This is a genomic window from Pedobacter sp. AC212, assembly GCF_979258625.1.
This window is the reverse complement of record NZ_OZ409870.1, coordinates 2,766,678-2,791,291: the sequence shown is the minus strand read 5'-3', so window position 1 is coordinate 2,791,291 and position 24,614 is coordinate 2,766,678. Positions and strand designations below refer to the sequence as shown.

Annotated in this window: 19 protein-coding genes; 11 read left to right on the top strand and 8 right to left on the bottom strand. The window is 37.8% G+C overall.

All coding sequences use genetic code 11. The annotated features are described in order from the left end of the window. Positions 1–12: 12 nt before the first annotated feature. Positions 13–2,208, bottom strand: coding sequence for a B12-binding domain-containing radical SAM protein (locus tag ACZZZC_RS12115; RefSeq protein ID WP_463482271.1), 2,196 nt, complete (start codon positions 2,206–2,208; stop codon positions 13–15). Positions 2,209–2,453: 245 nt separating this feature from the next. Here ACZZZC_RS12115 and ACZZZC_RS12110 point away from each other — a divergent pair, with 245 nt between their 5' ends. After that, positions 2,454–3,170, top strand: a complete 717-nt coding sequence (locus ACZZZC_RS12110) for a hypothetical protein (RefSeq protein WP_463482270.1) — start codon at positions 2,454–2,456, stop codon at positions 3,168–3,170. A gap of 150 nt (positions 3,171–3,320) precedes the next feature. On the opposite strand, the gene ACZZZC_RS12105 is transcribed toward ACZZZC_RS12110, so the two are convergent. Then, entirely contained in the window at positions 3,321–4,511 is a 1,191-nt protein-coding gene (locus tag ACZZZC_RS12105) for a BaiN/RdsA family NAD(P)/FAD-dependent oxidoreductase (protein WP_463487316.1), read from the bottom strand. 263 nt (positions 4,512–4,774) lie between these two features. On the opposite strand from ACZZZC_RS12105, the gene ACZZZC_RS12100 reads away from it, so the two are divergent. Together ACZZZC_RS12100 and purE are read left to right on the top strand one after the other, a co-directional pair. Continuing rightward, positions 4,775–5,914 carry a 5-(carboxyamino)imidazole ribonucleotide synthase gene (locus tag ACZZZC_RS12100; RefSeq protein WP_463487315.1) on the top strand — a complete coding sequence of 380 codons (1,140 nt, stop codon included), beginning with the start codon at positions 4,775–4,777 and terminating at the stop codon, positions 5,912–5,914. Positions 5,915–5,961: 47 nt separating this feature from the next. After that, positions 5,962–6,453 carry a 5-(carboxyamino)imidazole ribonucleotide mutase gene (purE, locus tag ACZZZC_RS12095; protein WP_463487314.1) on the top strand — a complete coding sequence of 164 codons (492 nt, stop codon included), beginning with the start codon at positions 5,962–5,964 and terminating at the stop codon, positions 6,451–6,453. 60 nt (positions 6,454–6,513) lie between these two features. On the opposite strand, the gene ACZZZC_RS12090 is transcribed toward purE, so the two are convergent. Further along, positions 6,514–7,077 carry a YqgE/AlgH family protein gene (locus ACZZZC_RS12090; RefSeq protein ID WP_265798650.1) on the bottom strand — a complete coding sequence of 188 codons (564 nt, stop codon included), beginning with the start codon at positions 7,075–7,077 and terminating at the stop codon, positions 6,514–6,516. Between the two features lie 46 nt (positions 7,078–7,123). Here ACZZZC_RS12090 and pdxH point away from each other — a divergent pair, with 46 nt between their 5' ends. The 4 genes from pdxH (at position 7,124) to ACZZZC_RS12070 (ending at position 11,938) form a co-directional block, all read left to right on the top strand. Then, positions 7,124–7,774, top strand: a complete 651-nt coding sequence (gene pdxH, locus ACZZZC_RS12085; RefSeq protein ID WP_463482266.1) for a pyridoxamine 5'-phosphate oxidase — start codon at positions 7,124–7,126, stop codon at positions 7,772–7,774. Positions 7,775–8,091: 317 nt separating this feature from the next. Beyond that, positions 8,092–8,982 carry a 3-hydroxyacyl-CoA dehydrogenase family protein gene (locus tag ACZZZC_RS12080; protein ID WP_463487313.1) on the top strand — a complete coding sequence of 297 codons (891 nt, stop codon included), beginning with the start codon at positions 8,092–8,094 and terminating at the stop codon, positions 8,980–8,982. A 37-nt stretch (positions 8,983–9,019) separates the two neighbouring features. After that, the gene (ruvB, locus tag ACZZZC_RS12075; RefSeq protein ID WP_056848828.1) at positions 9,020–10,042 is read left to right on the top strand and encodes a Holliday junction branch migration DNA helicase RuvB; all 1,023 of its coding nucleotides are present in this window, start codon (positions 9,020–9,022) and stop codon (positions 10,040–10,042) included. 387 nt (positions 10,043–10,429) lie between these two features. After that, complete coding sequence (locus tag ACZZZC_RS12070) at positions 10,430–11,938, top strand: carbon-nitrogen hydrolase family protein (protein WP_265798647.1); 1,509 nt, start codon at positions 10,430–10,432, stop codon at positions 11,936–11,938. Positions 11,939–12,137: 199 nt separating this feature from the next. Here the strand turns inward: ACZZZC_RS12070 and ACZZZC_RS12065 are convergent, their stop codons facing one another. Then, on the bottom strand, positions 12,138–12,344 hold the full coding sequence (locus ACZZZC_RS12065) for a hypothetical protein (RefSeq protein WP_056848826.1): 207 nt from the start codon (positions 12,342–12,344) through the stop codon (positions 12,138–12,140). Between the two features lie 137 nt (positions 12,345–12,481). Between ACZZZC_RS12065 and queG the strand changes: the two genes are divergently transcribed. Next, positions 12,482–13,414 carry a tRNA epoxyqueuosine(34) reductase QueG gene (queG, locus tag ACZZZC_RS12060; RefSeq protein ID WP_463482264.1) on the top strand — a complete coding sequence of 311 codons (933 nt, stop codon included), beginning with the start codon at positions 12,482–12,484 and terminating at the stop codon, positions 13,412–13,414. 103 nt (positions 13,415–13,517) lie between these two features. Here the strand turns inward: queG and alaS are convergent, their stop codons facing one another. After that, positions 13,518–16,133, bottom strand: coding sequence for an alanine--tRNA ligase (alaS, locus tag ACZZZC_RS12055; RefSeq protein WP_463487312.1), 2,616 nt, complete (start codon positions 16,131–16,133; stop codon positions 13,518–13,520). A gap of 115 nt (positions 16,134–16,248) precedes the next feature. Here alaS and ACZZZC_RS12050 point away from each other — a divergent pair, with 115 nt between their 5' ends. From ACZZZC_RS12050 to ACZZZC_RS12040, 3 genes are all read left to right on the top strand, one after another. Further along, a complete protein-coding gene (locus ACZZZC_RS12050) occupies positions 16,249–16,584 on the top strand; it encodes a MerR family transcriptional regulator (RefSeq protein ID WP_056848823.1) in 336 nt (111 codons plus the stop codon). 210 nt (positions 16,585–16,794) lie between these two features. After that, a complete protein-coding gene (locus ACZZZC_RS12045; RefSeq protein ID WP_463487311.1) occupies positions 16,795–19,659 on the top strand; it encodes a S9 family peptidase in 2,865 nt (954 codons plus the stop codon). Positions 19,660–19,843: 184 nt separating this feature from the next. Continuing rightward, complete coding sequence (locus ACZZZC_RS12040; protein WP_463487310.1) at positions 19,844–21,115, top strand: nucleoside recognition domain-containing protein; 1,272 nt, start codon at positions 19,844–19,846, stop codon at positions 21,113–21,115. A 79-nt stretch (positions 21,116–21,194) separates the two neighbouring features. On the opposite strand, the gene ACZZZC_RS12035 is transcribed toward ACZZZC_RS12040, so the two are convergent. From ACZZZC_RS12035 to ACZZZC_RS12025, 3 genes are all read right to left on the bottom strand, one after another. Next, entirely contained in the window at positions 21,195–21,437 is a 243-nt protein-coding gene (locus ACZZZC_RS12035) for a hypothetical protein (RefSeq protein ID WP_010602041.1), read from the bottom strand. Positions 21,438–21,537: 100 nt separating this feature from the next. Next, a complete protein-coding gene (locus tag ACZZZC_RS12030; protein ID WP_265798642.1) occupies positions 21,538–21,978 on the bottom strand; it encodes a PaaI family thioesterase in 441 nt (146 codons plus the stop codon). A gap of 176 nt (positions 21,979–22,154) precedes the next feature. Continuing rightward, a complete protein-coding gene (locus tag ACZZZC_RS12025; RefSeq protein ID WP_463487309.1) occupies positions 22,155–24,608 on the bottom strand; it encodes a TonB-dependent receptor in 2,454 nt (817 codons plus the stop codon). Positions 24,609–24,614: the final 6 nt, after the last annotated feature.

The following is a 24,614-nucleotide window of genomic DNA, read 5'->3' as shown; positions in this document are numbered from 1 at the left end:
TTGGAAGTAAAATCACAAAACCAACAAACCAAATTCTCTTAAAGTATTCACAGGTTTTGAATACCAGAACAATTCAAAGTTTTCCATCTCTATTTCAAAATCTGCTTTAACTTCAGCAAAGGTGTAAACCTTTTCATTTGAGATGTGAATTTTACCTAAAATCGAAACCAACCATTCGCCTTCACTCTTATTGGTTTGAATTGTAAAGCTTTGTTTTTTATCATGAAAAATTAACGATGCCATTTCCCAGCTATTCCCTTTTTTCGATTTGGTAAAATATTCAGCAGCGGGCTTCCCTCCTAACCAAGACACTTTAGCGGTTGGTTTAGTATGAAAATGATCATCATTGCTCAAAGCACCTTCGATAAAATCAGCTGGAATTTTGGTTCTTGGGATCTTAAAATCGAACCAGTCTTGTAAGTCGTAATCGAAACAAATGCCATGCATAAAATTGAATAACGACTTTTTCAACCCATAACTAAACTTGTTATGGTCGATGCCGGTTTTATCGAAGTAGTTAATGTCGTTATTAGCGAAAGTGCCAATTGCTTCTGTTTCCTTTACCACTCCAAACTTTTCGGGGTACATGCCAACGGGACTGTGTGCCGTCATCGCAAACTGATGCCAAAAGCCCGATTGCAATATGCCAGCCTCAAATAGTTGACGAACCATTTCTAAACTATCTACAGTTTCCTGTATCGTTTGTGTGGGATAGCCATACATTAAGTAAGCATGAACCATGACGCCTGCTGCTGTGAAGTTTCGCGTTACCCGGGCAACCTGTTCAACAGTTACACCTTTGTCGATCAGTTTTAGCAGCCTATCGGATGCCACTTCGAGACCGCCTGAAATAGCAATGCAGCCCGATGCTTTTAGCAGCAAGCATAAATCTGCTGTAAAACTTTTTTCAAACCGAATATTTGTCCACCAGGTAACCGCTAATTTCCTTCTGATAATTTCAAGGGCAACTTCACGCATCAAAGCAGGTGGAGCAGCCTCATCAACAAAATGAAACCCATTCTGCCCTGTTTTGGTAGATAAATCTTCAATCCGATCAACAATTTGTTTGGCTTGAACTGGTTCGTAAACCTTTATATAATCCAGTGAGATATCACAAAATGTGCATTTTCCCCAATAGCATCCATGGGCCATGGTCAGTTTATTCCACCTGCCGTCACTCCACATTCGGTGCATTGGGTTTACGATTTCTATCACCGAAATATATTGATCAAGCAACAATCCGCTGTAATCGGGCGTACCAACATCAGTTTGTTTGTAGTCTTTTCTAAAGGAATCATTTTTGTAAACCACCTCGTCATTTTCCAACAAAAATGTACGCTTATACGTTTGCATTTCCTTCGGCAAGGTTCCACTAATGTTTTGAATGAGCAAATCGATGGGCAATTCCCCATCATCCAAAGTGATGAAATCGAAAAATTCGAAAACACGTTCATCAGAAAGCGAGCGCAACTCCGTGTTTGGGAAGCCACCACCCATAGAAATTTTAATTTCAGGATAATTTGCTTTTACCCACTGCGCACACCGAAAAGCGCTATATAAATTACCTGGGAAAGGAACAGAAATCAAAAACAATCTCGGGTCAATTGCTGCGATCTTCTCTTCTAAAATTTTAATAAGAATTTGATCGATGTAAGTTGGTTCATTTTGTAACGCCGTATATAATTCATCGAAAGAATTGGCGCTTCTGCCTAAACGTTCTGCGTAGCGACTGAAACCGAAATTTTCATCTACACATTCTACAATATAATCAGAAATATCTTCGAGGTATAATGTTGCCAGGTGCTTCGCCTTATCCTGCGTTCCCATTGCTCCGAACGCCCAATCGAGTTCTTCTAATTGCGTAAAGCGAGCTGCCTGAGGAAGAAAATCATCTCCACAAATTTGCAATGCCAACGTTGGATTTTTACCTTGAAGGAAGGCAATCACAGAATCGATGGTTTTCAGGTATTCATCCTTCAACGCAAAAATGCGTTTGGCATTATCACTTTTCAATTTCGAACTAGAAACTTCAAACAAATCAGCTAATCCATTTTTTGAAAACAGTTCTAATATTACTTCAATCCCCAAGTCTGCTTGTGTTGAAGAGATATTTTTAGTGTTTAAAAATCCTTTTATATACGCTGTTGCCGGATACGGGGTATTCAGTTGAGTAAATGGCGGCGTAATGGCAAAGATTTCGGTTTTCAAAAGATTTGTTTTTCTGCAAAAGTAAAGGAATTTTAGAACTTAGGGATTTATTATAAGTCAAATTTGCATGGTTTGTATCCACACAGAACATTCCATAATTTTTATGTCTGGTTGTTTAAATACAGATTGAGGAGAAGCTATTGAAATGCTAAAAAAATTCAGCACGATGATTTGGTTGAGATAGCCACTAAACTAAAACCCAAATCCAAGCGTTTTAAATGGATATCAATACCTTTTCTATCTGAATGAAATATTTTTATTTACTTACTTTTCTTCTAGCAGCACATCTTTGTTTCGCTCAAAAAACATTCATTTTCCCTAGAGTGAAGCCGCAAGGCGTTTCTGTTGAGCAGCTTACTCCTACAAACTGGACAGTAATTGAAACAGCAAACGGAGATTTGAATCATGATGGGGTTGAGGATATGGCTGTCGTTTTTCAATTTGATAAAAAGATTGATGAGACGAGAACCTACGGGGATAATAATTCGGAAATTATAAAGGAAACGCAGAAACCACGAATTTTAGCGATTTTTTTTAAAGATCATTCTACAGGAAATTTCCGCTTATCTACCCAGAATAACGATTTTATTCTGAGATCTGAAGAAGGCGGTAAACTCGGCGATCCGCTCAACCAAATCGGAATCAAAGACCAGCAGCTTTATTTACGCTTTCAGGGAGGTGCAGAGTGGCGCTGGGAACTGGGCTATACTTTTAAATTTGAAAATAAAGACTGGTTTTTAACCAGTGCGATAAACCTCTATTTTAACCAGAATACCGGCGAAATGACCGAACGTGTTTACGATTTTAAAACGCGTGAATTATTTACTACGGTTGGGAATTTACACAGAAGAGATATCGCGAACCGAAAAACGAGTGAGGTTCTATATTTTTCTCAGTTGAGAACATTTAAAACATTCAAAAAGCCTTGGGCCTGGGAAATAATGCCCAATGTTTATCTATAGGTTTTGCCACGGAAAAACTTTTTGCCACGGAAACACAGAATACACGGAGATTTGGCATTTAATTAAGCGGTCGTCATTGCGAGGCACGAAGCAATCTTAATGCGATATGCTTATAGAGTGATACTTCGCAATGTCGAGCTGCTGAATAAATTAAATATTCTGCGCTATTACGAAGCCACTTGCCCAGGCCCATTGGAAGTTATAACCACCCAGCCAACCCGTAACATCCATGCATTCCCCGCCGAAAAATAAGCCAGGAATATTTTTACATTCCAAAGTTTTGGATGAAATTTCATTGGTATCAATTCCGCCACGCATCACTTCGGCTTTATCATAACCTTTATCACCAGCTGGTTTCATTTTAAAGTGATGGATCGTTTGTTCAACTAATTGGATTTCCGAATTTGTTAGGGACGCAACCGGTTTAGTTAGCGGCAAAAATTTCCCTAAAGCATCAGTAAATTTCTTCGTATAGAAACGGTTTAATAAAGTGGATAAAAGTGTTTTCCCATTTGTTTGGCGTTCCTCAGATAATATTGACACAATATTTTGACCGGGCAGCAGATTAAGATTTACGCTTTCTCCTCTTCTCCAGAAGGACGAAATCTGTAAAATTGCAGGGCCACTCAAACCCCAATGCGTAAACAATATATTTTCTTCGAAAGAAATTTCTTCATTACTTACTTCGCAAAAAACTGAATTGCCAGAAAGCTGTGCAAACCATTCTTCATCTTTTCCTGTGATGGTTAAAGGAACCAGCGCTGGTGCGGTTTCTACAATTTTCAAATCATGCTTCCGGGCAAAACGTAATGCAAAATCTGTTGCACCCATTTTTTGGATGGGTAAACCGCCTGTAGCCACAATTAGTTTTGCGGCCGTTAGCGTGACATTTTTTCCATTCTTATCGTAAGTAACCCGAAAACCATCTGGTAATATCTCAATCTCTTTAACGTTGGCATTGCAGCGAATTTCCTGACCAAAATCTGCACAGATTGATGTGAAAACCTGTACCACATCTTTTGCATTTTTTTCATCGGGGAACAATTGTCCCAATGTTTTTTCCCTACCATGAATCCCATAAGTTTCGAAAAAACTTACGGTGTCATCGACCGTCCATTGCGTAAAAGCCGATTTAATAAAGTGGGGGTTTGCAGAAATAAATTGTTCTGCTGAAGCAAACTGGTTGGTATAATTGCAACGACCGCCACCAGAAATCAAAATCTTGGCACCTGGTTTTTCATTCTTTTCCAGTACAATTACTTTCTTCCCCAGATAGCCCGCTTGTACCGCACACATTAACCCGCAAGCACCTGCGCCAATAATTATTGCATCAGCATTCATTTCGCAAAGTTATAAGTTTTACCTTCTAAGTGGCTAGCAGAATCCTTTTTATAATAGCCGCGATTGTAGTGGAAATACTTTTTGAAGCAGCGTCTTCGGCATGTTAAAACTGACAATAACAAAAAGATTGGAACGTAAAGCGGGACTGCATTTTAATTTTCGCACTGTTTTTGCGCTACAAAACCTTTGCGATTTAGTGCTATAAAAGGCCTGTTGAAGTTTATTTTTTGCTATTTTTGCGATTCAAAAAATCTACTTTATTAATGGCAAAACAGATTAGCGAATTAAAGTTAGGTATTCTTGGTGGCGGTCAGTTGGGCAGAATGCTCATTCAGCAAGCCATTAACTATAACGTTACCTCTTTAGTTTTAGACCCTGACCCCGATGCTCCTTGCAAACACATTGCAAATTATTTTGAAAACGGTTCTATTACCGATTTTGACACCGTTTATAACTTTGGAAAGAAAGCCGATATTATTACCATAGAAATTGAAAAGGTAAATATTGATGCTTTAGAACAGCTGGAAAAAGAAGGCAAACAAGTTTTTCCACAGTCAAGGGTAATTCGTTTAATTCAGGACAAAGGCGTCCAAAAGCAGTTTTTTAAAGAGAACGATATTCCTACCTCTCCTTTTCACATCGCAAATACCAAAGAGGATATGTTAAATAGTGCGATCCCCTATCCTTATATTTTAAAGTTGCGTAAAGATGGCTACGATGGCAAAGGGGTAATGAAAATTAATGGTGCTGCCGATTTAGATAAGGCCTTTGATGCACCATGTATTGTAGAAAAATTGGTAGATTTTGAAAAGGAAGTTGCCGTGATTGTTGCCCGAAATTCGAATGGCGACATGAAAACCTTCCCAATGGTGGAGATGGAATTTAATCCTGAAGCCAATTTAGTTGAGTTTCTTATTTCGCCCTCAACTTTTGCAGAAAGCCTGCAACAAAAAGCTGAAAACATTGCAAAAAGTATCGCCTCTGCAATGAATATTACTGGTATTTTGGCAGTAGAAATGTTTGTTTGTAGCGATGGTGAACTTCTGGTAAACGAAGTGGCGCCACGTCCACACAATAGCGGGCACCAAACAATTGAAGGCAATTATGTTTCTCAATTTGAACAACATTTGCGCTCAATTTATAATTTGCCGCTGGGCGATACCACAAGCATTACTAATGCAGTGATGATTAATTTGCTTGGTGAAAAAGGTTCGGAAGGTGTAGCTAAATATGAAAACCTGGAGAAGATTTTGGCCATTGATGGCGTTTTCGTCCATCTTTACGGTAAAAAATATACCAAGCCTTTTCGTAAAATGGGCCATGTAACTATTGTTGATATCGATAGAGAAAAAGCTATTGAAAAAGCAAGATACGTTCAGAAAACATTGAAGGTGATTGCCTAGAAGAATAAAGAGTAAGGACCAAAGATTTTAAAGTTAAAACACAAAAAATGAGTGCGAGAGTTGGAATAATTATGGGCAGCAAATCTGATTTGCCTGTTATGCAAGATGCTGCAGATATATTAAAAGAATTCGGAATTGAATATGAAATTACCGTGGTTTCTGCACATAGAACTCCTGAACGTATGTTCGATTATGCAAAAGAGGCACAAGTACGAGGTTTAAAAGTGATTATTGCTGGTGCCGGCGGTGCTGCACATTTACCCGGAATGGTAGCTTCTATAACAACTTTACCTGTAATTGGTGTGCCCGTAAAATCATCCAACTCTATTGATGGATGGGATAGTATTTTATCCATCCTACAAATGCCAAATGGTATTCCCGTGGCTACGGTTGCATTAAATGCGGCTAAAAATGCAGGTTTATTGGCTGCTCAAATTTTAGCTACAGCCGATGAATCGCTGACTGTAAAAATGCAGGATTATAAAGATGAGTTAAGACGAAAGGTAGAAGAAAGTGCTGCTGAAATGAGCGGACTATAAATATTAGGTTGAGCTTGTTGTGGCTTAATATTCTTCGACAAGCTCAATATGATAATTGTATTAATTTAAACTCGGATCTATTGGAAAGTTGCTTACATGGGCATATTTCGGACCCAGGTTTACAATTACATCTCTCCAAAGTTTTTCTTCATCATTGCCGAAAATAATTTCCGGATGTGAGATGTCGCTCACCATCCAGGCATTCTGCTCCAGCTCTCTTGCTAATTGTCCGTTATCCCAACCTGAGTAACCCATAAAAAACTTAATCTCGCTTTCGTCAATCGCATTGTTGTTGATTAAAATTTTTAGTGTTTCAAAATTGCCTCCCCAATAAATACCATTGCCAATTTCTTCTCCACTTTGTAATTTATCATAAGCCCGGTGAATGAAGTGCAAAGTATCTGCGGCAACCGGCCCACCAAAATAGATGTGGTTATTGGCTTCCCATAAATCTTGAATCACATCTTTAACCAGCAAATTTCCCATCTGATTTAAAATATAGCCAACTGTTCCATCTTCTCCATGCTCGGTTAATAACACCACCGAACGTTTGAAATTGGGATCAGCCATAAAGGGTTCAGAAATTAATAATCTTCCGGTTTTTGGTTTTATATTGTTCAGCATCACGATAATCATTTGAAGCACCATAAAAGATGCCTATTTTTGTTCTATGCAAGTTACAAACGAATTTCTACAAAACCTGCGCCAAGATTATAAAAGCGCCACGTTAGATGAAGCTGACGTAGATAACAATCCTATTACGCAATTTCAAAAGTGGTTTGAAAATGCTGTTGAAGCACAAGTTTATGAACCAAATGTGATGACATTGGCCACAGCTGACAAAGCCGGCCGACCAGATGCCAGGATTGTATTACTGAAAGGCGTTGATGAAAATGGTTTCAGATTTTTTACTAATTATTTAAGCGCCAAGGGTAAGGAATTGAAACGTAACCCCTACGCGGCATTGGTTTTCTTTTGGCCAGATTTAGAACGCCAGGTTAGAATTGAAGGCACGGTAGAAAAACTAGATAAAGAAACCTCTGAAGAATATTTTGTAACCAGGCCAGTAGCCAGTCAGATTGGTGCGGTAGCCTCTCCGCAAAGTCAGGTTATTCCCGACAGAAAATTTTTAGAAGAAAAATTTGAAGAGCTAAAAGAAAAAAGCGAGGGTAAAAGTATTGCCAAGCCGGCACACTGGGGTGGTTATATTGTAAAGCCAACTCGGATAGAATTTTGGCAAGGTCGCCGAAGCAGGTTGCACGATAGAATTAATTTTGAACTTGTTAAGGGTAGCTGGGTGAAAAGCAGGTTAGCCCCATAAAGTGTTTTCGAATAAATAGAGATCTGCTATCCAGCCAGATCTCTATTTTAACTAATCATTAACTAACCTAAATGATACTAGGAAGTGCTTTTATAAAGACGTCATGACTGAAAACTTGACGATTATTTTCTATCATTATCAAGCAATCGAAAGGCTTATTTGTTTTGTTAGTCAATCAGATTTTTGTCAGAAATAAGATGCAAATCTATATCGAAAAACATAAGTGTTCTGTAACCACCCCAACACTTACATCAAATAGTAATATCTTTGGAAACTTCGAAAATAAAACATTACAGAAACCCCTAACCAAAATTTTAATGATTAAAAATATTTCAGTTATAGGATCGGGAACTATGGGCAATGGGATTGCACATGTGTTTGCTCAATTTAATTACTCGGTTAGTTTGGTAGATATTAATCAGACAGCCCTCGATCAGGCGATACAAACCATTACTAAAAACTTAGACCGACAGGTTGCGAAGGGACTAATTACTGGAGATCAAAAAACACTAACACTAAAGAATATTTCTACGTTCACGTCGATAAAAGAAGGCGTTAAACATGCTGATTTAATAGTGGAGGCAGCTATGGAAAATATAGAATTAAAGCTTCAAATTTTTAAAGATCTGGATGATGCAGCACCAGAAAATGCTATCCTGGCTTCCAATACATCATCTATTTCAATTACTAAAATCGCTGCAGCCACCAATCGTGGAGATAAAGTAATTGGTATGCATTTTATGAACCCAGTGCCGGTGATGAAATTGGTTGAAGTGATTCGGGGATATCAAACCAGCGATGAAACGACTCAAACGATTATGTCGCTTTCTAAAAGCCTTGAAAAAACGCCTGTCGAAGTAAATGATTATCCGGGTTTTGTAGCCAACAGAATTTTGATGCCGATGATTAACGAAGCAATATACACCTTATACGAAGGCGTTGCCGGTGTTTACGAAATCGATACTGTAATGAAATTAGGAATGGCTCACCCTATGGGTCCATTGCAACTGGCAGATTTTATAGGTTTAGACATATGTTTAGCAATATTGAAAGTTCTTCACGATGGATTTGGAAATCCTAAATACGCCCCTTGTCCGTTATTGGTTAATATGGTTGTTGCCGGAAAAAAAGGTGCAAAATCGGGTGAAGGTTTTTATAAATATACAGCTGGATCAAAAGAATTGGTGGTTGCTGATAAATTCAAATAATCCTAATTTTTTTAGCATTTAATTTTATATTTGCTGTATGAACGAAAATCTTGATCCAGACGCAAGCAGCTTAAGTCCTACGGACAAAGATATTGAACGGGTATTAAGACCACAGGCTTTTGAAGATTTTACCGGGCAAGAGAAAGTGATGGAAAACCTTCGGATTTTTGTTCAGGCTGCAAAACTTCGTGGCGAAGCCCTTGATCACGTTTTATTACACGGCCCTCCCGGATTAGGAAAAACTACACTATCTTATATCATTGCCAATGAGATGGGTGCCGGCATTAAGGTAACTTCTGGTCCTGTATTGGATAAACCCGGCGATTTGGCGGGTTTGCTAACCGGTTTAGATACAGGCGATATCCTGTTCATTGATGAAATCCATCGCCTATCACCCTTGGTTGAAGAGTATCTCTATTCTGCCATGGAGGATTTTAAAATCGACATTATGCTCGAAACCGGGCCCAATGCTCGTTCGGTGCAGATTTCACTCAATCCGTTTACGCTTGTTGGCGCAACAACCCGTTCAGGTTTGTTAACTGCACCACTACGGGCTCGTTTCGGCATCAATTGTCGTTTGGCTTATTATGATGCAAAGCTTTTGACTACAATCGTGCTTCGTTCTTCTGATATTCTTAATACACCAATTGACGACGAAGGCGCTTATGAAATTGCCCGTCGTAGTCGTGGAACGCCTCGTATTGCAAACGCACTTTTGCGTAGAACAAGAGATTTTGCACAAATAAAAGGAAATGGAAATATCGATCCTGAAATAGCAAACTATGCCTTAAATGCTTTAAATGTCGATGAACATGGTTTAGATGAAATGGATAATAAAATTCTATCTACGATCATTGATAAATTTAAAGGAGGCCCAGTGGGTTTAAAAACTATAGCTACTGCAGTTGGAGAAGATGAAGGAACAATTGAAGAAGTTTACGAACCTTTTTTAATTCAGGAAGGTTACATTATGCGTACCTCCCGGGGAAGAGAAGTGACCGAAGCTGCTTACAAACATTTGAAAAAGAATTATCCTGGGCAAACTGGTAAGTTGTTTTAAAATAGGTTTATTACCTTGCCATTTTAATATCTGTTTTAAAACAGTTTAGCATATTACTGCGCTTATTTCAATAGAGGTTGACTGTGATAAAGATTGCCACGTCCCGATGAAAAATCGGAACTCGCAATGACGAGAGGAGAACAAGAATATCTCTCCTATTGCCATACCAAATGGAGTATTAATGATAGGGCATTCTCCAATCTTTTATTGACAACTGATGAAATCCTTCTAGTTATTAATAATAAATAATGATTGGTTAATGTCGATGAACAATAGCGTTTATCAATACAAAAGGTTGCAAAGCTTTTAAAGTTCTTTTAAAAAATCTCAAATATATTTGAACATTTATCTCATCTTTCTGTTCCTTATCTATAAAACCAACAAATTATGAATATCGAATTACGTAAGCTCACGCTTGAAGATTATGCCGATTTAAAAGAATCAATGTTACAAGCCTACGATAGCATGGGAGGTTCAATCTGGCCAAAATCAAGCATCGCTAAATTATTAAGTATCTTCCCCGAAGGACAGCTTTGTATTGCTGTTGATGATAAAGTAGTAGCTTGTTCACTTTCAATTATTGTAGAATACGACGAATATGGCGATAGACATACTTACAAACTAATTACCGGCGATTACTCTTTCAGCACTCACGATGCTAATGGTGATACACTATATGGCATTGAAATATTTGTTCACCCTGAATTTAGAGGCTTAAGGTTAGGACGCAGACTTTATGAAGCTCGAAAAGAGCTTTGCGAAAGTTTAAATTTAAAAAGCATTATCGCTGGTGGAAGAATTCCTGGTTACCATACCTATTCAGAAACTTTAACGCCAAGGCAATACATCGATAAAGTAAAGGCTAAGGAAATCTATGATCCTACCCTAACCTTTCAAATCTCTAATGATTTTCACGTTAGAAAAGTATTGAAAAATTATCTTCCCGGCGATAAGGAATCGAAAGAATATGCAACGTTAATTGAGTGGAACAACATTTATTATCAGGGTATCGATGCTTCCGCCCGTTCAGCAATGACCATTCGTCTAGGTTTGGTGCAGTGGGAAATGCGTTTGTTTCCAGATATGGACGTTTTTTATGAGCAAGTGGAATTTTTTGTCGATGCGTTAAGTGGTTACAAATCCGACTTCATTATGTTCCCGGAGCTGTTTAATACACCGTTGCTACAGCCTTACAACCATCTTCCAGAAATTGAAGCCATGCGTAAATTGGCAGAGAAAACTCAGGAGATTGTGGACAGAATGCATGAGTATGCCTTAAGCTATAATGTGAACATTATTACCGGAAGCATGCCCTTACTTGATGGTGGAAAACTTTATAATGCTACGTACTTATGCCATAGAACGGGAAAAATTGATGAGTACAGAAAAATTCACATCACCCCCAACGAACAAAAATATTATGGAATGATTGGTGGCGACAAGGTGCAGGTATTTGATACCGACTGTGGTAAAATCGGCATTTTAATTTGTTATGATGTAGAATTTCCTGAGTTAAGCCGCATTTATGCCGATCAGGGAATGCAGATTTTGTTCGTACCTTTCTTAACCGATACGCAAAATGGCTATACACGGGTACGCCATTGTGCACAGGCAAGAGCCATAGAAAATGAATGTTATGTAGCTATTGCAGGCTGCGTTGGCAATTTACCAAAGGTGAACAATATGGATATCCAATTTGCCCAATCTGCCGTTTTTACTCCTTCTGATTTTGCTTTCCCTACCAATGCAGTTAAGGCCGAGGCCACTCCAAACACAGAAATGGTTTTGGTGGTCGATGTAGATTTGCATCTTCTTGACGAATTGCACCATTATGGAACAGTTAAAGTGTTAAAAGATAGACGAAACGACTTGTATCAGGTAAAACTGCTTAAATAGTTTTTTGAAGCGCAAGTTTCTGCAAACCATAAAATTTGTTCCCGCCTTTTGCTAAATCCCGGTCCTTAGGTACTCACTGATCGTTTGATGAATCGGGATATCGCTATCAGTCGGGGCTAATTACCTAAACCAGAAGTTATTTAAACAAAAAAACGCCGGTCGCATCAACAACCGGCGTTCAATTATAATCTAAAGCTAATTACTTTTTCATTGCAAACCATACTATCAATCCGATAATAACTGCTATTGGGATGATCCATTTTAAAACAGAACCTGCCCCATTTTCATCACGCTCTGTAACTGCAGGTTGTGCTGGTCCTGGATCTTCTTTATGGTTTTCGTAATCTTGTTCTATCGGTTTAGGAGCTTCTCCCGATTCCGTATGTTTTGGATCTATGTTTTCCATTTATGTTGTGAGTTAAGTTCCTTTTAATCCAATTCATCGAATTTTGAAGAACTGCAAATTAATTAATTTAGTTTTCTGTAGATAGAACAAGTGATTGTTAAAAAGGTTTTGCTTCCTAAGCCTTATCTTTGTATATCGTGTTTAGTAATACTGCAAAATATAGCCAACAAATTAAAGATGAAGCCCTTCGTTTGGGTTTTTTGTCTTGCGGCATTTCAAAAGCAGAATTTTTAGAAGAAGAAGCACCCAGACTTGAAAAATGGTTAGCTCAAAACCATCACGGCGAAATGAAATACATGGAAAACTATTTCGATAAACGTCTTGATCCCCGCCTCCTGGTTGATGATGCAAAGTCAGTAATCTCTTTATCGTTAAATTATTATACTGATGAAAAACAGGTAGATCCGGAGGCGCCAAAAATTTCAAAATATGCCTTTGGGCAAGATTACCATCATGTAATAAAAGATAAATTGAAATCACTTTTACAATTTATTCACGAGCATATTGGAGAGGTTTCTGGAAGAGCTTTCGTAGATTCGGCTCCGGTTTTAGACCGGGCATGGGCAAAAAAATCAGGTATTGGATGGATTGGTAAAAACTCAAATTTAATCAGCAAAAAAGAGGGGTCTTTTTTCTTTTTGGCAGAGTTGATCGTCGATTTAGAGTTGGACTATGATCATGCTTTCCAAACCGATCATTGTGGCACCTGCACCCGTTGCTTAGATGCTTGCCCTACTGATGCGATTATTGCTCCACAAGTGGTAGACGGAACTAAATGTATTTCCTACCTCACTATAGAGTTGAAAAATGAAATCCCTACTGAGTTTAAGGATAAAATGAGCAATTGGGCATTTGGATGTGATATTTGCCAGGACGTGTGCCCCTGGAACCGGTTTTCGAAAGTACACAACGAACCTGCTTTAGAACCTGAAAACGGATTGTTGGATTTAACAAAGGAAGATCTTATCGAAATAACCGACGAAGTTTTTAAAAAGGTTTTTAAAGGGTCGGCTATTAAACGCACCAAACTTGTTGGCCTAAAAAGGAATATAGATTTTTTACAATCTTAGGCTTCCCCATTAAAAATTGGGCTTTCAAAAAAATGGAGAAATCTTTAGAACTTGTAGCCAAATTCTAAGATTTCTCCGCTCTATTAACAAATATCAAAACGATCTATCCTGCGATAAATCCTTCAGCTTTTTCTAAAACCGCTGTTAAACCAGCAGAATTTTTACCTCCGGCAGTTGCATAAAATGGCTGGCCACCGCCTCCACCTTGAATTTCTTTACCCAGCTCCCGCACAATATTTGAGGCATTCATTCCTTTTTTCACCAAATCATCTGATAGCATTACCGTTATTCCAGGTTTTCCCTCAATTTCTGTAGTAAAAACCAGGAAAAGATTATCAATCATATCTTTCAATGAAAAAGCAAGGTTTTTAATGGCATCGGCGCTTTGTAGGTCGATGTGTTTCGCAATTAAGTTAACGCCATTTATTCCACGAACGTGATGAACAATTTCGTGTTTCAAAGCGCCCACACGTTCTAAAGTAGATTTTTCGATCTCTTTTTTAAGCTTTGCATTTTCGTCAAGCAAGGCTTGAACCGATGCAGATAAGTCTTTAGATCCGTTTAGCAATGCTTTCAAATGGCCAAGTTCTTTACGTTGATCAAGGAAATACTGTTCTGCTTTATCTGCAGTAATTGCCTCAATTCTGCGTACTCCAGCTGCAACAGCACTTTCAGAAATGATTTTGAAAGAACCGATTTGACCTGTTGCCTTTACGTGTGTGCCACCGCAAAGCTCTTTCGAGAAATGGTCATCGAAGGTAATCATACGGACGAAATCGCCGTATTTTTCGCCGAACAACGCAGTTACCCCGCTTTCAATCGCATCTTGATAAGGCACATTTCTTTGCTCTTTTAATTTAATGTTCTGTCTGATCTTCTGATTTACAATTACCTCAATTTGAGCCAATTCTTCATCGGTTACTTTAGCGAAATGAGAAAAATCAAAACGTAGATAATCAGGATTTACCAAAGAACCTTTTTGATTGACATGTTTACCTAAAACTTGCTTTAAAGCGGCATGCAATAAATGTGTAGCCGAGTGATTATCCTCCGTCAGAATGCGTTTATCTTCATCAACAACTGCCCAAAATTTACCTTCAAGGTTGTCAGGAAGCAAATCTGTAAAGTGTACCGTTAAGCCGTTTTCTTTTTTAGTATCCGTAATATCAACCCAAAACTGGCGACTATGATCTTCTAAACGACCAATATCTCCCACCTGACCACCACTTTCGGCGTAGAAAGGTGTCTGTCGTAAAACAATTTGATATTGCTCTTTTCCTTTAGCTTTAACTTTACGGTATTTTAAGATCTCGGTTTCAATTTCTAAATCATCGTAACCCACAAATTCGCTCTGGTCATCAGCGTTTACGATAATCCAATCGCCGGTATCAATTGCAGTAGCTGCACGACTATCATCTTTCTGTTTTTGAAGCGCTTGCTCATATCCAGCTAAATTAACACTCCAACCTTTTTCCCTAGCCATTAATTCTGTTAAATCGATAGGAAAGCCGAAGGTATCAGATAATTCGAAAGCGAAATTTCCTTCCACTAAATTATTGGCTGCCTGATATCTTTCGAAACGTTGAATACCAGTAGATAAAGTTCTTAAAAACGAAACCTCTTCTTCCAGTACAACTTTCTGAACGAAATCCTGCTGTGAAATCAACTCATCAAAAACACCTTTAAACTGTTCGGCCAATAGAGGAACCAGTTGGTTTAAAAAGGGCTCTTTAAAGTTTAAAAAAGTATAGGCATAACGCACAGCACGGCGTAAAATTCTGCGAATAACATAACCTGCTTTGTTGTTTGATGGCAATTGTCCATCTGCAATTACAAACGAGATGGCACGAATGTGATCGGCCATTACACGCATGGCAATGTCGGTTTTTTCGTCAGCACCATATTTAATCCCCGATTTTTCAGCAATAAACTGAATCATCGGTTGGAAAACATCAGTATCGTAGTTTGATGTTTTCTCCTGTAAAACCCGTACCAAACGCTCGAAACCCATTCCGGTATCAACGTGTTTGGCCGGTAAACTTTGCAACGAACCATCTTTTAAACGGTTAAATTGCATAAATACATTATTCCATATTTCAATTACCTGAGGATGATCAGCATTTACCAATGTGGCGCCATTAACTAAAGCTTTTTCCTCATCAGTACGGCAGTCTACGTGGATTTCAGAACAAGGGCCACAAGGACCGGTATCACCCATTTCCCAGAAATTATCTTTTTTATTTCCTGGTAAAATATGGCTTTCATCCACATATTGTTTCCAAAGGTCATAAGCTTCCTGATCTTTCTCTAACCCCTCCTTTTCATCACCCTCAAAATAGGTAACGTATAATTTTTCTTTCGGAATTTTGTAAACTTCAGTCAATAACTCCCAGCTCCAGGCAATTGCATCTTTCTTAAAGTAGTCGCCAAAACTCCAGTTGCCCAACATTTCAAACATGGTATGGTGATAAGTATCAATACCCACCTCTTCCAAATCGTTGTGTTTTCCAGATACACGCAAACAGCGTTGAGTATCAGCAACTCTCGAATATTTTATAGCAGCCTCACCCAAAAACAAATCTTTAAACTGATTCATTCCGGCATTAGTGAACATCAAAGTTGGGTCGTTTTTCACAACAATTGGCGCCGATGGAACGATATGATGTTGTTTCTGTTCGAAAAAATTCAGGAAGGCTTGTCTAATTTCTTTAGCTGTCATTACTTTATGATTGGAGGAACAAAATTAAAATTTTATTGCGTTAATAAGGAAAAATCGCACTACATTTGAATACTTTAATTAATCGTTGTAATACCCTAATAATCAAGCACAATTTATGCCCTATAAAGAAAGAGAGATTAATAAAATGTATTATACCATGGGTGAAGTCACTGAAATGTTTAATGTAAACGCTTCACAAATCCGTTTTTACGAAAAGGAATTCGACATTCTTCAACCCAAGAAAAACAAAAAAGGCAACCGATTATTTACTCCTGAAGATATTGAAAACCTAAAAATTATTTTCAACCTTGTTGATGAAAAAGGTTTCACTTTAAAGGGAGCAAAAGAGCATTTAAAAAATAATAAGGGCGATGTTAAAGAGAATCAAAGGATTATTGATTCATTAGAAAAACTAAAGGGATTTCTAGTCAACCTAGCACAGGAGTTGTAAAAACAGATCTTGTTCGAAATTGTAGCAAATACACATCTTCACCATTACCGTTGAAAATTCGCTAAAACCATTTCTCATTGAAGTATTGGTCAAATAGATGCCAAAAACATTTTTACAATGTAATATTTGGCGTACAAGTTTTCAAATGACCTAAAAATTTCCAATTTTAGGAGATTAAATCACCACCAACAAATTAATTCATTTCAAAAAATGCAAAAAAGACTAACTATTATTCTGTTTTTCGTTGTCGGCATTGCCTATGCTCAGAAAAAACCATTAGATCATAGTGTTTATGATAAATGGGAGTCAATAGGCACCAAGCAATTATCAAACAACGGTACTTGGGCAATGTATAGTGTGTTGCAGCAAGAGGGCGATGCGCAACTTTATATTACCAATATCAAAACAAACGCTAAAATAAATGTCCCTAGGGGAATGAATTCACAATTTAGCAATGACTCTAAATTTGCTGTTTTCAATATCCGTCCATTAAATAAAGATTTACGCCAGGCAAAAATAAAGAAAAGAAAACCTGATGAAATGCCCAAGGACTCTTTAGGTATTGCAAACCTGACCACAAATGCAATTACCAAAGTACCTCGTGTAAAATCGTTTAAATTTCCTGAGGAAGGCAATGGTTTTATGGCTTACTTAACTGAAAAACCAGACACGGCTAAAAAAACACCAGCTAAACCTGTTGAAAAGAAAGATTCGGAAATAGATTTGGCTGATGATGAACCAGCTGGTAAAGGAAAAACAGAAGAAGGAACTGATCTTATTGTTAAAAATTTATTAACCGGAATCGATAAAACCTATAAATATGTGACCGATTATTCTTTTAGTAAAGATGGAAAACAATTGGTTTTTGCTTGCAGCGGATCTAAAAAGGATAAAACAGCTCCTCAAGGAGTGTTTTTATTAAACACCGAAAAAGGAACCCTTAAAACCTTGATCAAAGGAAAAGGCAGTTTTAAAAATTTTGCCTTCGATGACGAAAGTGAGCACTTAGCGTTTGTTGGCGAGCAGGATCCAGAGAAAAAGGAGATTAAAAATTATAATGTTTATTACAACTCTTTAACATTAGATACCGCACAAACCATTGTAGATTATGACATGCCAGGTTTACCTGCAAAATGGTCGGTTAACGGTGATGGCAGGGTGACCTTTAGTAAAGATGGTAAGAAACTATTTTTTGGCATCTCTCCTATTAAAAAGCCAAAAGATACGACCATCGTAGATTTTGAAGTAGCTAAAGTTGATGTGTGGAATTACAAAGACGACTACTTGCAGCCAATGCAATTGAAAAATGCAGATCGCGATAGCAAAAAAAGTTATTTATCAGTTATTGATGTATATAGCAGCGATCCAAAAGCAATCCCGTTAACAGATTTAAGTTTACCTGACGCTAATATGGTCGCAGAAGGTGATGCAAATTTCGTTTTGGCATCTACAGATTTCGGGCGTAGAATTGAATCGCAATGGAGTGGTGCAACATCGAAAGATTATCACTTAGTGGATACTAAAAATGGCCAACGCAAAAAGATCATCAGCGAATTAAATGGTTATGCCATGGCTTCTCCGGGTGGTAATTACATTTTATATTTCGATAGAAAAAACGGTAATTGGTACACTTACGCTGTAGCAACCGGCAAAATTGTAGCCTTAACAGAAAGCTTAAACGTAAAATTTGTTGATGAGGACAACGATGTTCCAGATCTTCCATCAGCCTACGGAGTTGCCACCTGGACAGAGGGCGACAAAGCAGTTTTATTAAATGATCGATATGATATTTGGTCGTTTTCTCCTGATGGAAAATCGCCTGCTAAAAACATTACTGCTGGTTTCGGTAGAGCAAATAAAATCACCTTCCGTTATGAACGCGTTGAACAAGATAACAACCCGTTCAATCGCATGGTGGATAATAAGTTTGTTAAAGCAAACGAATTGGTGTGGCTAGATGGATTTAATAACGTGACTAAAGAAAATGGTTTCTACAGAACGAATGTAGGTTCGGCAAAAACACCAGAATTGGTGGTTATGGCAAAATATAAATACTCAAATTTAGTCAAAGCCAAAGATGCAGATGTTTATATTTATGATAAAGCAAACTACACAGAATCGCCAAATGTTTATGTTACGAATGATTTCAAGACAGAAACGAAATTAAGCAATACCAATCCTCAACAGCAAAATTACAATTGGGGCACTGCAGAGTTGGTTAAATGGACTACACCAAAAGGATATAAAGCTGAGGGTATTTTGTACAAACCAGAGAACTTTGATCCGAATAAAAAATATCCAATGATTGCTTATTTCTACGAAAAGCTTTCTGATGGATTGTACACTTATCAGGCTCCAGCGCCTACCCCTTCAAGATTAAACATTTCTTTCTTTGTGAGTAATGGGTATTTGGTTTTCGCTCCAGATATTAGTTACGAAACTGGTCATCCAGGTCAATCGGCAGTCGAATTTATCAACTCGGGCGTAGAGAGTTTAAAGAAAAACAGTTGGGTTGATGGAACAAAAATTGGTATTCAAGGACAAAGCTGGGGTGGCTATCAGGTAGCCTATTTAATTACTCAAAATGACATGTATGCTGCAGCTTGGGCAGGAGCGCCAGTGGTAAACATGACCTCGGCTTACGGCGGTATTCGTTGGGAAAGCGGAATGAACCGTCAGTTTCAATATGAAAAAACACAAAGTAGAATTGGTGCAACCCTTTGGGAGAAGCCAGAATTATACACCGAAAACTCCCCTCTATTTATGTTTCCAAAGGTAAATACACCAGTGGTGGTAATGGCCAATGATGCCGATGGAGCGGTGCCTTGGTACCAGGGAATAGAAATGTTTACTGGCTTACGCCGATTGGGCAAACCAGTTTGGATGTTAAACTATAATGGGGAAGCACACAATTTAGTGCAACGCCAAAATCGTAAAGATATTCAAATTCGTGAACAACAGTTTTTCGATTATTATTTAAAAGGTGCAAAAGCGCCTGCCTGGATGACCAGTGGAATCCCGGCAACTGAAAAAGGAAAAACATGGGGTTTCGAGTTAACTGATGACAAACCTTAGCTAGTACAGAGTTTAAAGTCTGAAGTCCATAGTCTTTAGTTTTATACTAGGAACTATGGACTTTTTTGATTTCATAATTTGTAAACTTAAGACTGAATACGTATGACTGCAGACTTTGGACTTGGCCATGGATTTACAAACTAAAACCCCTATTTTACACCAGTTAAAAAACTAAACAACCCTAATGGCATTAAGTAGAATTTGGTCTGGATTTATTGTTATCGCAATTTTAGTAGCGGCGGTAAAGTGCTTCTTTTTCGGACAAACTGAAATTTTTAGTTGGATGGTGATTGGTAAGGCAGATGATCCAACCAACCTCACGAAAGTTAATGGCATCATCGAAACCTGCTGGACATCAGTAGAGTTGTGCCTTAAATTGATTGGAATTCTGGCCTTATTTATGGGCTTTATGAGCATTGCTGAACGTGCTGGCGGAATTCGCTTGTTATCAAGAATTGTGGGTCCTTTTTTCTCAAAACTTTTTCCGGAGATCCCTAAAGGTCACCCTTCAATGGGGCACATGATCATGAATTTTTCTGCAAATTTATTGGGATTAGACAATGCTGCAACGCCATTCGGTTTAAAAGCGATGGAAAGTCTCCAAGAATTAAACCCAAGTAAAGACACTGCATCAAACGCTCAAATTATGTTCTTGTGCCTTCATGCAGCGGGTTTAAGTTTAATTCCGGTGAGTGTTATTGCAATACGTGCTTCGCAAAATGCTTCTGATCCTACCGACGTTTTTATCCCATGCTTAATTGTAACTTTTGTTGGAACTATGGCAGCCATGTTAATCGTTTCTTTTAAGCAAAAGATTAACTTACTCCAGCCCGTAATTATTGGTTGGGTTTTGAGCATATCTTTAGTAATTGCATTGCTTGTTTTGTATGTAACCTCATTAAATGCTGATGGTATTAAATCATTTTCAGGCTTATTAAGCAACGGATTAATTCTATTTGTCTTCTTAGTAATTGTGCTAGGTGGCTTATATAAAAAAATCGATGTGTTTGATGCGTTCATTGATGGCGCAAAGAATGGATTCGAAACTGCAGTAAAAATTATCCCTTATCTCGTTGGCATGTTGGTCGCCATCAGTATGTTGCGTACCAGTGGAACATTTGATGTGGTAATTATGGGTATTAAAAATTTATTTGTAATGCTTGGAGCCGATACCCGTTTTGTAGAGGCGCTGCCAACTGCTTTGATTCGGCCGCTAAGTGGAGGTGCCGCCAGAGGAATGATGGTGGATACGATGACGGCTTATGGTGCCGATTCATTTCCAAGTAAGTTATCTGGTATATTCCAAGGTGCTTCTGATACAACCTTTTATGTCATTGCGGTTTACTTTGGTTCAGTAAGTATCAAAAATACACGCTACGCCGTTGGGGCAATGTTATTGGCCGATTTAGTGGGTGTTTGTACCGCAATTGGCTTGGCTTATTTATTCTTTGGATAGAAAATGTCAAACATAAAAAATCCCTGCTTTAGAAACTAATAAAGCAGGGATTTTTTTTGAGCATTATTCTGATGGATTGTTAAGAGACTTGCGGACGAGGAGATATCCTGTTGATGATTTCATCGATCGCATCTGGATCGATAGCCACATTTTTAGATGCACACCACTTCTCATTTTTATTATCTAACCAGATACAAAAAGAATGGTAGCCATCTAAAACAACGGCATAAGTTTCATGAAAATCATCTTGAATACGCATGCAAAATCCTTTAAAAATCTTGCCTCTAACAATGAATTGCAGGGTGGAATAATTTTCTAACATGGCTCATTATATTTTTGGTTAAGTTACAACAATGTATTAATGAGAATGTTTCGCTAATTTAAAGGAATTAACAAATTATTTTAAAGCTTCAAAGAATGTGTTAACCTATGTTTAACATGTTCGAATATCCTTTGGCTATTAAACGTTTTTTTGCTGGTAAATATATCTCACACTGAAGATTTAGAATTGTTTTCCCTCGCTTCACAATTGATGTTTCAGCAACAACCTCGTCTCCTTCTTTCGCAGGGGCAAAGTAATCGATATAATTATTTACGGTAGTGTAACGATCATTTAAACCCATAGTGTAAACTGTTGCACCAATTAAATCATCAATAATTCCAGCGGTAACGCCACCATGCAAAATTTGATACGGATTAGTCATCTCCTTACGAATGGTATATTGGCATACCAAAATACCATTTTCAGCTTTGATTAAAACCGGCGCCAACCAATTCATAAAATTCGATGGTGAATTAGAGATCACCTTGCCAATAGATTGTCTTAGAAAATTTAATCTTTGCTCACTTATTGATGGTTCCATGTTTATGTAAGTTATATTAAGCTATGATGGGTGAAGTAAATATAGCAATGGAAACACGATCTTTAAGATGGAAAGCCCATTTTTTTCTCTATTCACAAATATTTAAAAACCGTCCTTCTTACATGATCAATATTGCATTTTCCATTCCCCATCACCTATTCCTCATTTTCCGCAATTCAAAAAGGCACAATCACCTTAAAGCTCATATTTCTGCCCATATTATAAATTCCAGAGCGGCCATTGGGCGATGACTCATAATACTCGAAATATTTTAACCGATTTAAGTGAGATTGGTAGGCGATGTTGAAAACGTTATCCGCCTGAATAAAAATATCCAAAACAGTTCTGCCTGACTTAGCTTTTATAGAGGAACCAATTCCAGCATTAATTAAAGTATATCCTTTAGTAAAAGTCTCAGTATCATCAAGTGCATAAAACTTATTTTGATTTGCAAATATTGCGGCATCAATTTTAAAATATGGTTTATCCAAAAAACCGATATTCTTTTGTGCTGTCAACTTTATTTCAGATCTGATTTGCAATGGTGGAATAAATGGTAAATATTTTGCTGCTTTCCCATGTAAATTCAATAAAGCTTCATTTTTATTTAAGCCAACTACATAAGCGACACTATTGTTAAAGGCAAACCACTTTAATGTTGATGGGTGTAAGTTTATGGCCAATTCAGCGCCATACAAGCGGGCTTTTGATTGCTGATATTGATAAGTTAAATTCCCTGGAACAATAACCACCGGATTTCCATTCTCATCAGTTAAACGCGATTGATAGATGTAGTTTTGAATGTTATTGTTGAATATTTCCATGCTAATATCTACATCTTTTAAATAGGCGATAATGCCAATATCCTGTTGAAGATTAAACTCTGGCTTAAAAGTTCTGTTTCCCAAATAAACGATGTGCGCACCTGGATCTAAACCATTTGAACCGATTTCGGTAATGTTGGGCGCTCTATATCCTCTAGCTAAATTTGCCTTGATTAAAAATTTATCTGATAGATTATAGGTTAATCCTAAACTCCCAGAAAAGCCATAATAGTTCTTATTAAATGATGGGAACTGCAAATCAGCATTAGCATCATTCACATCAGATTTTTGCCCAAAACCAGTTAAAACATTCGTTCCTACATAGAAATCATTCCAATTAATATTTCTCCTATCCATCCTCACGCCTCCTGAAATATCCAATTTCCCAAAAGACTTTTTAGCGAAATAAAATGCTCCGATATCAAACAAGTCATAATCTGGAATAGGGAAATCTGTAGCATCTTTACTGCGATTTGTTTGGTACATCCCATTGATGCCTAAAGTACTTTCAATTCCAGCAAAATCTGAAAGATTGTATTTGACATCATAGTTCAACGTATTCAAAACCACATAAAGTCCAGCCTGATTTGGGATAGTTGGATGGTTATATTCTCTTCTTACACTTTGCTGTCCGCCAACTAATATGTTTAAATCGCTATTTGCAAACTTAACTTGACTGGCATTATAAAAACGGAAATGCTGAATATGCTGATGTAAAGGATTTATAGTGTAGGTCTTTAAATCATTTGAAGGCACTATCGGTCTGTTTTTAATATCGTCTCCATCATCAAAAATTTGTCTCGTAAATCTACGAGTGGTAGAATCTCTGCTCCCATCCGGAATCTCCATGAGGTTGTCGTAGTAAGTGATAGCCGTTTTCGAAAAACCCCAGTCTTTATCTACCCTCGCACTTGCTGAAAGATTATATTCTCTAAATGCAGTTCCATAAACATACCCATCAACTTTGTTGTAATAATTATGGGCCGCCTTACCTGTAGCACGCAAAGTATATTTCCAATCATTTTTAATGTAAGCTAAACCCAGTGACGAACCAAACATTCCATTATTGCTTTGAAAGTTAGTGGTAAAATCACCTTTCAATTTGCCATCTTCGAAATTTGGCGTGGAGGGAATCATGTTAATTACCCCTGCCAAAGCATCAGATCCGTAGGTTAAACTCGCCGGTCCTTTCACCACTTCAGCCCTCACTATTCCATACTCATCTACCTCAATTCCATGTTCATCGCCCCATTGCTGTCCTTCCTGACGCAGGCCATCATACAAAGTCAACACCCGGTTATACCCAAGTCCGCGTATAAATGGTTTAGATACATTTGGCCCTGTTGTAACCGCCGTAACTCCAGGAACGCCCTTTACAATCGCTTCGATTAGGTTTGTGTTTACGTTTTGATCCATTGTTTTTTTAGATAAGACCGCAATTGGCACTGGACTTTTTCTTAGCGATGTTGCTCTGTTTACGCCTGTTATCACCACATCGTTAAGGTTGGATTCAGTCTCCGATATTTCTACATTTAAACGCAGTGTATCGTTTTGCACTTGGGCTTTTATCCGCTTGGATTGATAATTGATCCCCGAGAACTGCAGTTCAACTGGACCACTCTGAACATTGCCAATCTGATACAAACCCGCTTGATCGGTTTTTGTGGATTTATTGGTTCCAACAATTTTAACATTAATATTCTCCTGTACTTTTCCTTTTGACGAAACCTTACCTGTAATTACATTTTGGGAGTAGCTATTGGAAAACGTGCAAGCAATTAAAATAAGTAGTATGGCTATTTTCATGGAATG

Excerpts from the sequence above, each read along its gene's own strand:
- ACZZZC_RS12110 (WP_463482270.1), top strand. The coding sequence starts at position 2,454 with ATGAAATATTTTTATTTACTTACTTTTCTTCTAGCAGCACATCTTTGT.
- ACZZZC_RS12105 (WP_463487316.1), bottom strand. The coding sequence starts at position 4,511 with ATGAATGCTGATGCAATAATTATTGGCGCAGGTGCTTGCGGGTTAATG.
- ACZZZC_RS12100 (WP_463487315.1), top strand. The coding sequence starts at position 4,775 with ATGGCAAAACAGATTAGCGAATTAAAGTTAGGTATTCTTGGTGGCGGT.
- purE (WP_463487314.1), top strand. The coding sequence starts at position 5,962 with ATGAGTGCGAGAGTTGGAATAATTATGGGCAGCAAATCTGATTTGCCT.
- ACZZZC_RS12090 (WP_265798650.1), bottom strand. The coding sequence starts at position 7,077 with ATGCTGAACAATATAAAACCAAAAACCGGAAGATTATTAATTTCTGAA.
- pdxH (WP_463482266.1), top strand. The coding sequence starts at position 7,124 with ATGCAAGTTACAAACGAATTTCTACAAAACCTGCGCCAAGATTATAAA.
- ACZZZC_RS12080 (WP_463487313.1), top strand. The coding sequence starts at position 8,092 with ATGATTAAAAATATTTCAGTTATAGGATCGGGAACTATGGGCAATGGG.
- ruvB (WP_056848828.1), top strand. The coding sequence starts at position 9,020 with ATGAACGAAAATCTTGATCCAGACGCAAGCAGCTTAAGTCCTACGGAC.
- ACZZZC_RS12070 (WP_265798647.1), top strand. The coding sequence starts at position 10,430 with ATGAATATCGAATTACGTAAGCTCACGCTTGAAGATTATGCCGATTTA.
- ACZZZC_RS12065 (WP_056848826.1), bottom strand. The coding sequence starts at position 12,344 with ATGGAAAACATAGATCCAAAACATACGGAATCGGGAGAAGCTCCTAAA.
- alaS (WP_463487312.1), bottom strand. The coding sequence starts at position 16,133 with ATGACAGCTAAAGAAATTAGACAAGCCTTCCTGAATTTTTTCGAACAG.
- ACZZZC_RS12050 (WP_056848823.1), top strand. The coding sequence starts at position 16,249 with ATGCCCTATAAAGAAAGAGAGATTAATAAAATGTATTATACCATGGGT.
- ACZZZC_RS12045 (WP_463487311.1), top strand. The coding sequence starts at position 16,795 with ATGCAAAAAAGACTAACTATTATTCTGTTTTTCGTTGTCGGCATTGCC.
- ACZZZC_RS12040 (WP_463487310.1), top strand. The coding sequence starts at position 19,844 with ATGGCATTAAGTAGAATTTGGTCTGGATTTATTGTTATCGCAATTTTA.
- ACZZZC_RS12035 (WP_010602041.1), bottom strand. The coding sequence starts at position 21,437 with ATGTTAGAAAATTATTCCACCCTGCAATTCATTGTTAGAGGCAAGATT.
- ACZZZC_RS12030 (WP_265798642.1), bottom strand. The coding sequence starts at position 21,978 with ATGGAACCATCAATAAGTGAGCAAAGATTAAATTTTCTAAGACAATCT.
- ACZZZC_RS12025 (WP_463487309.1), bottom strand. The coding sequence starts at position 24,608 with ATGAAAATAGCCATACTACTTATTTTAATTGCTTGCACGTTTTCCAAT.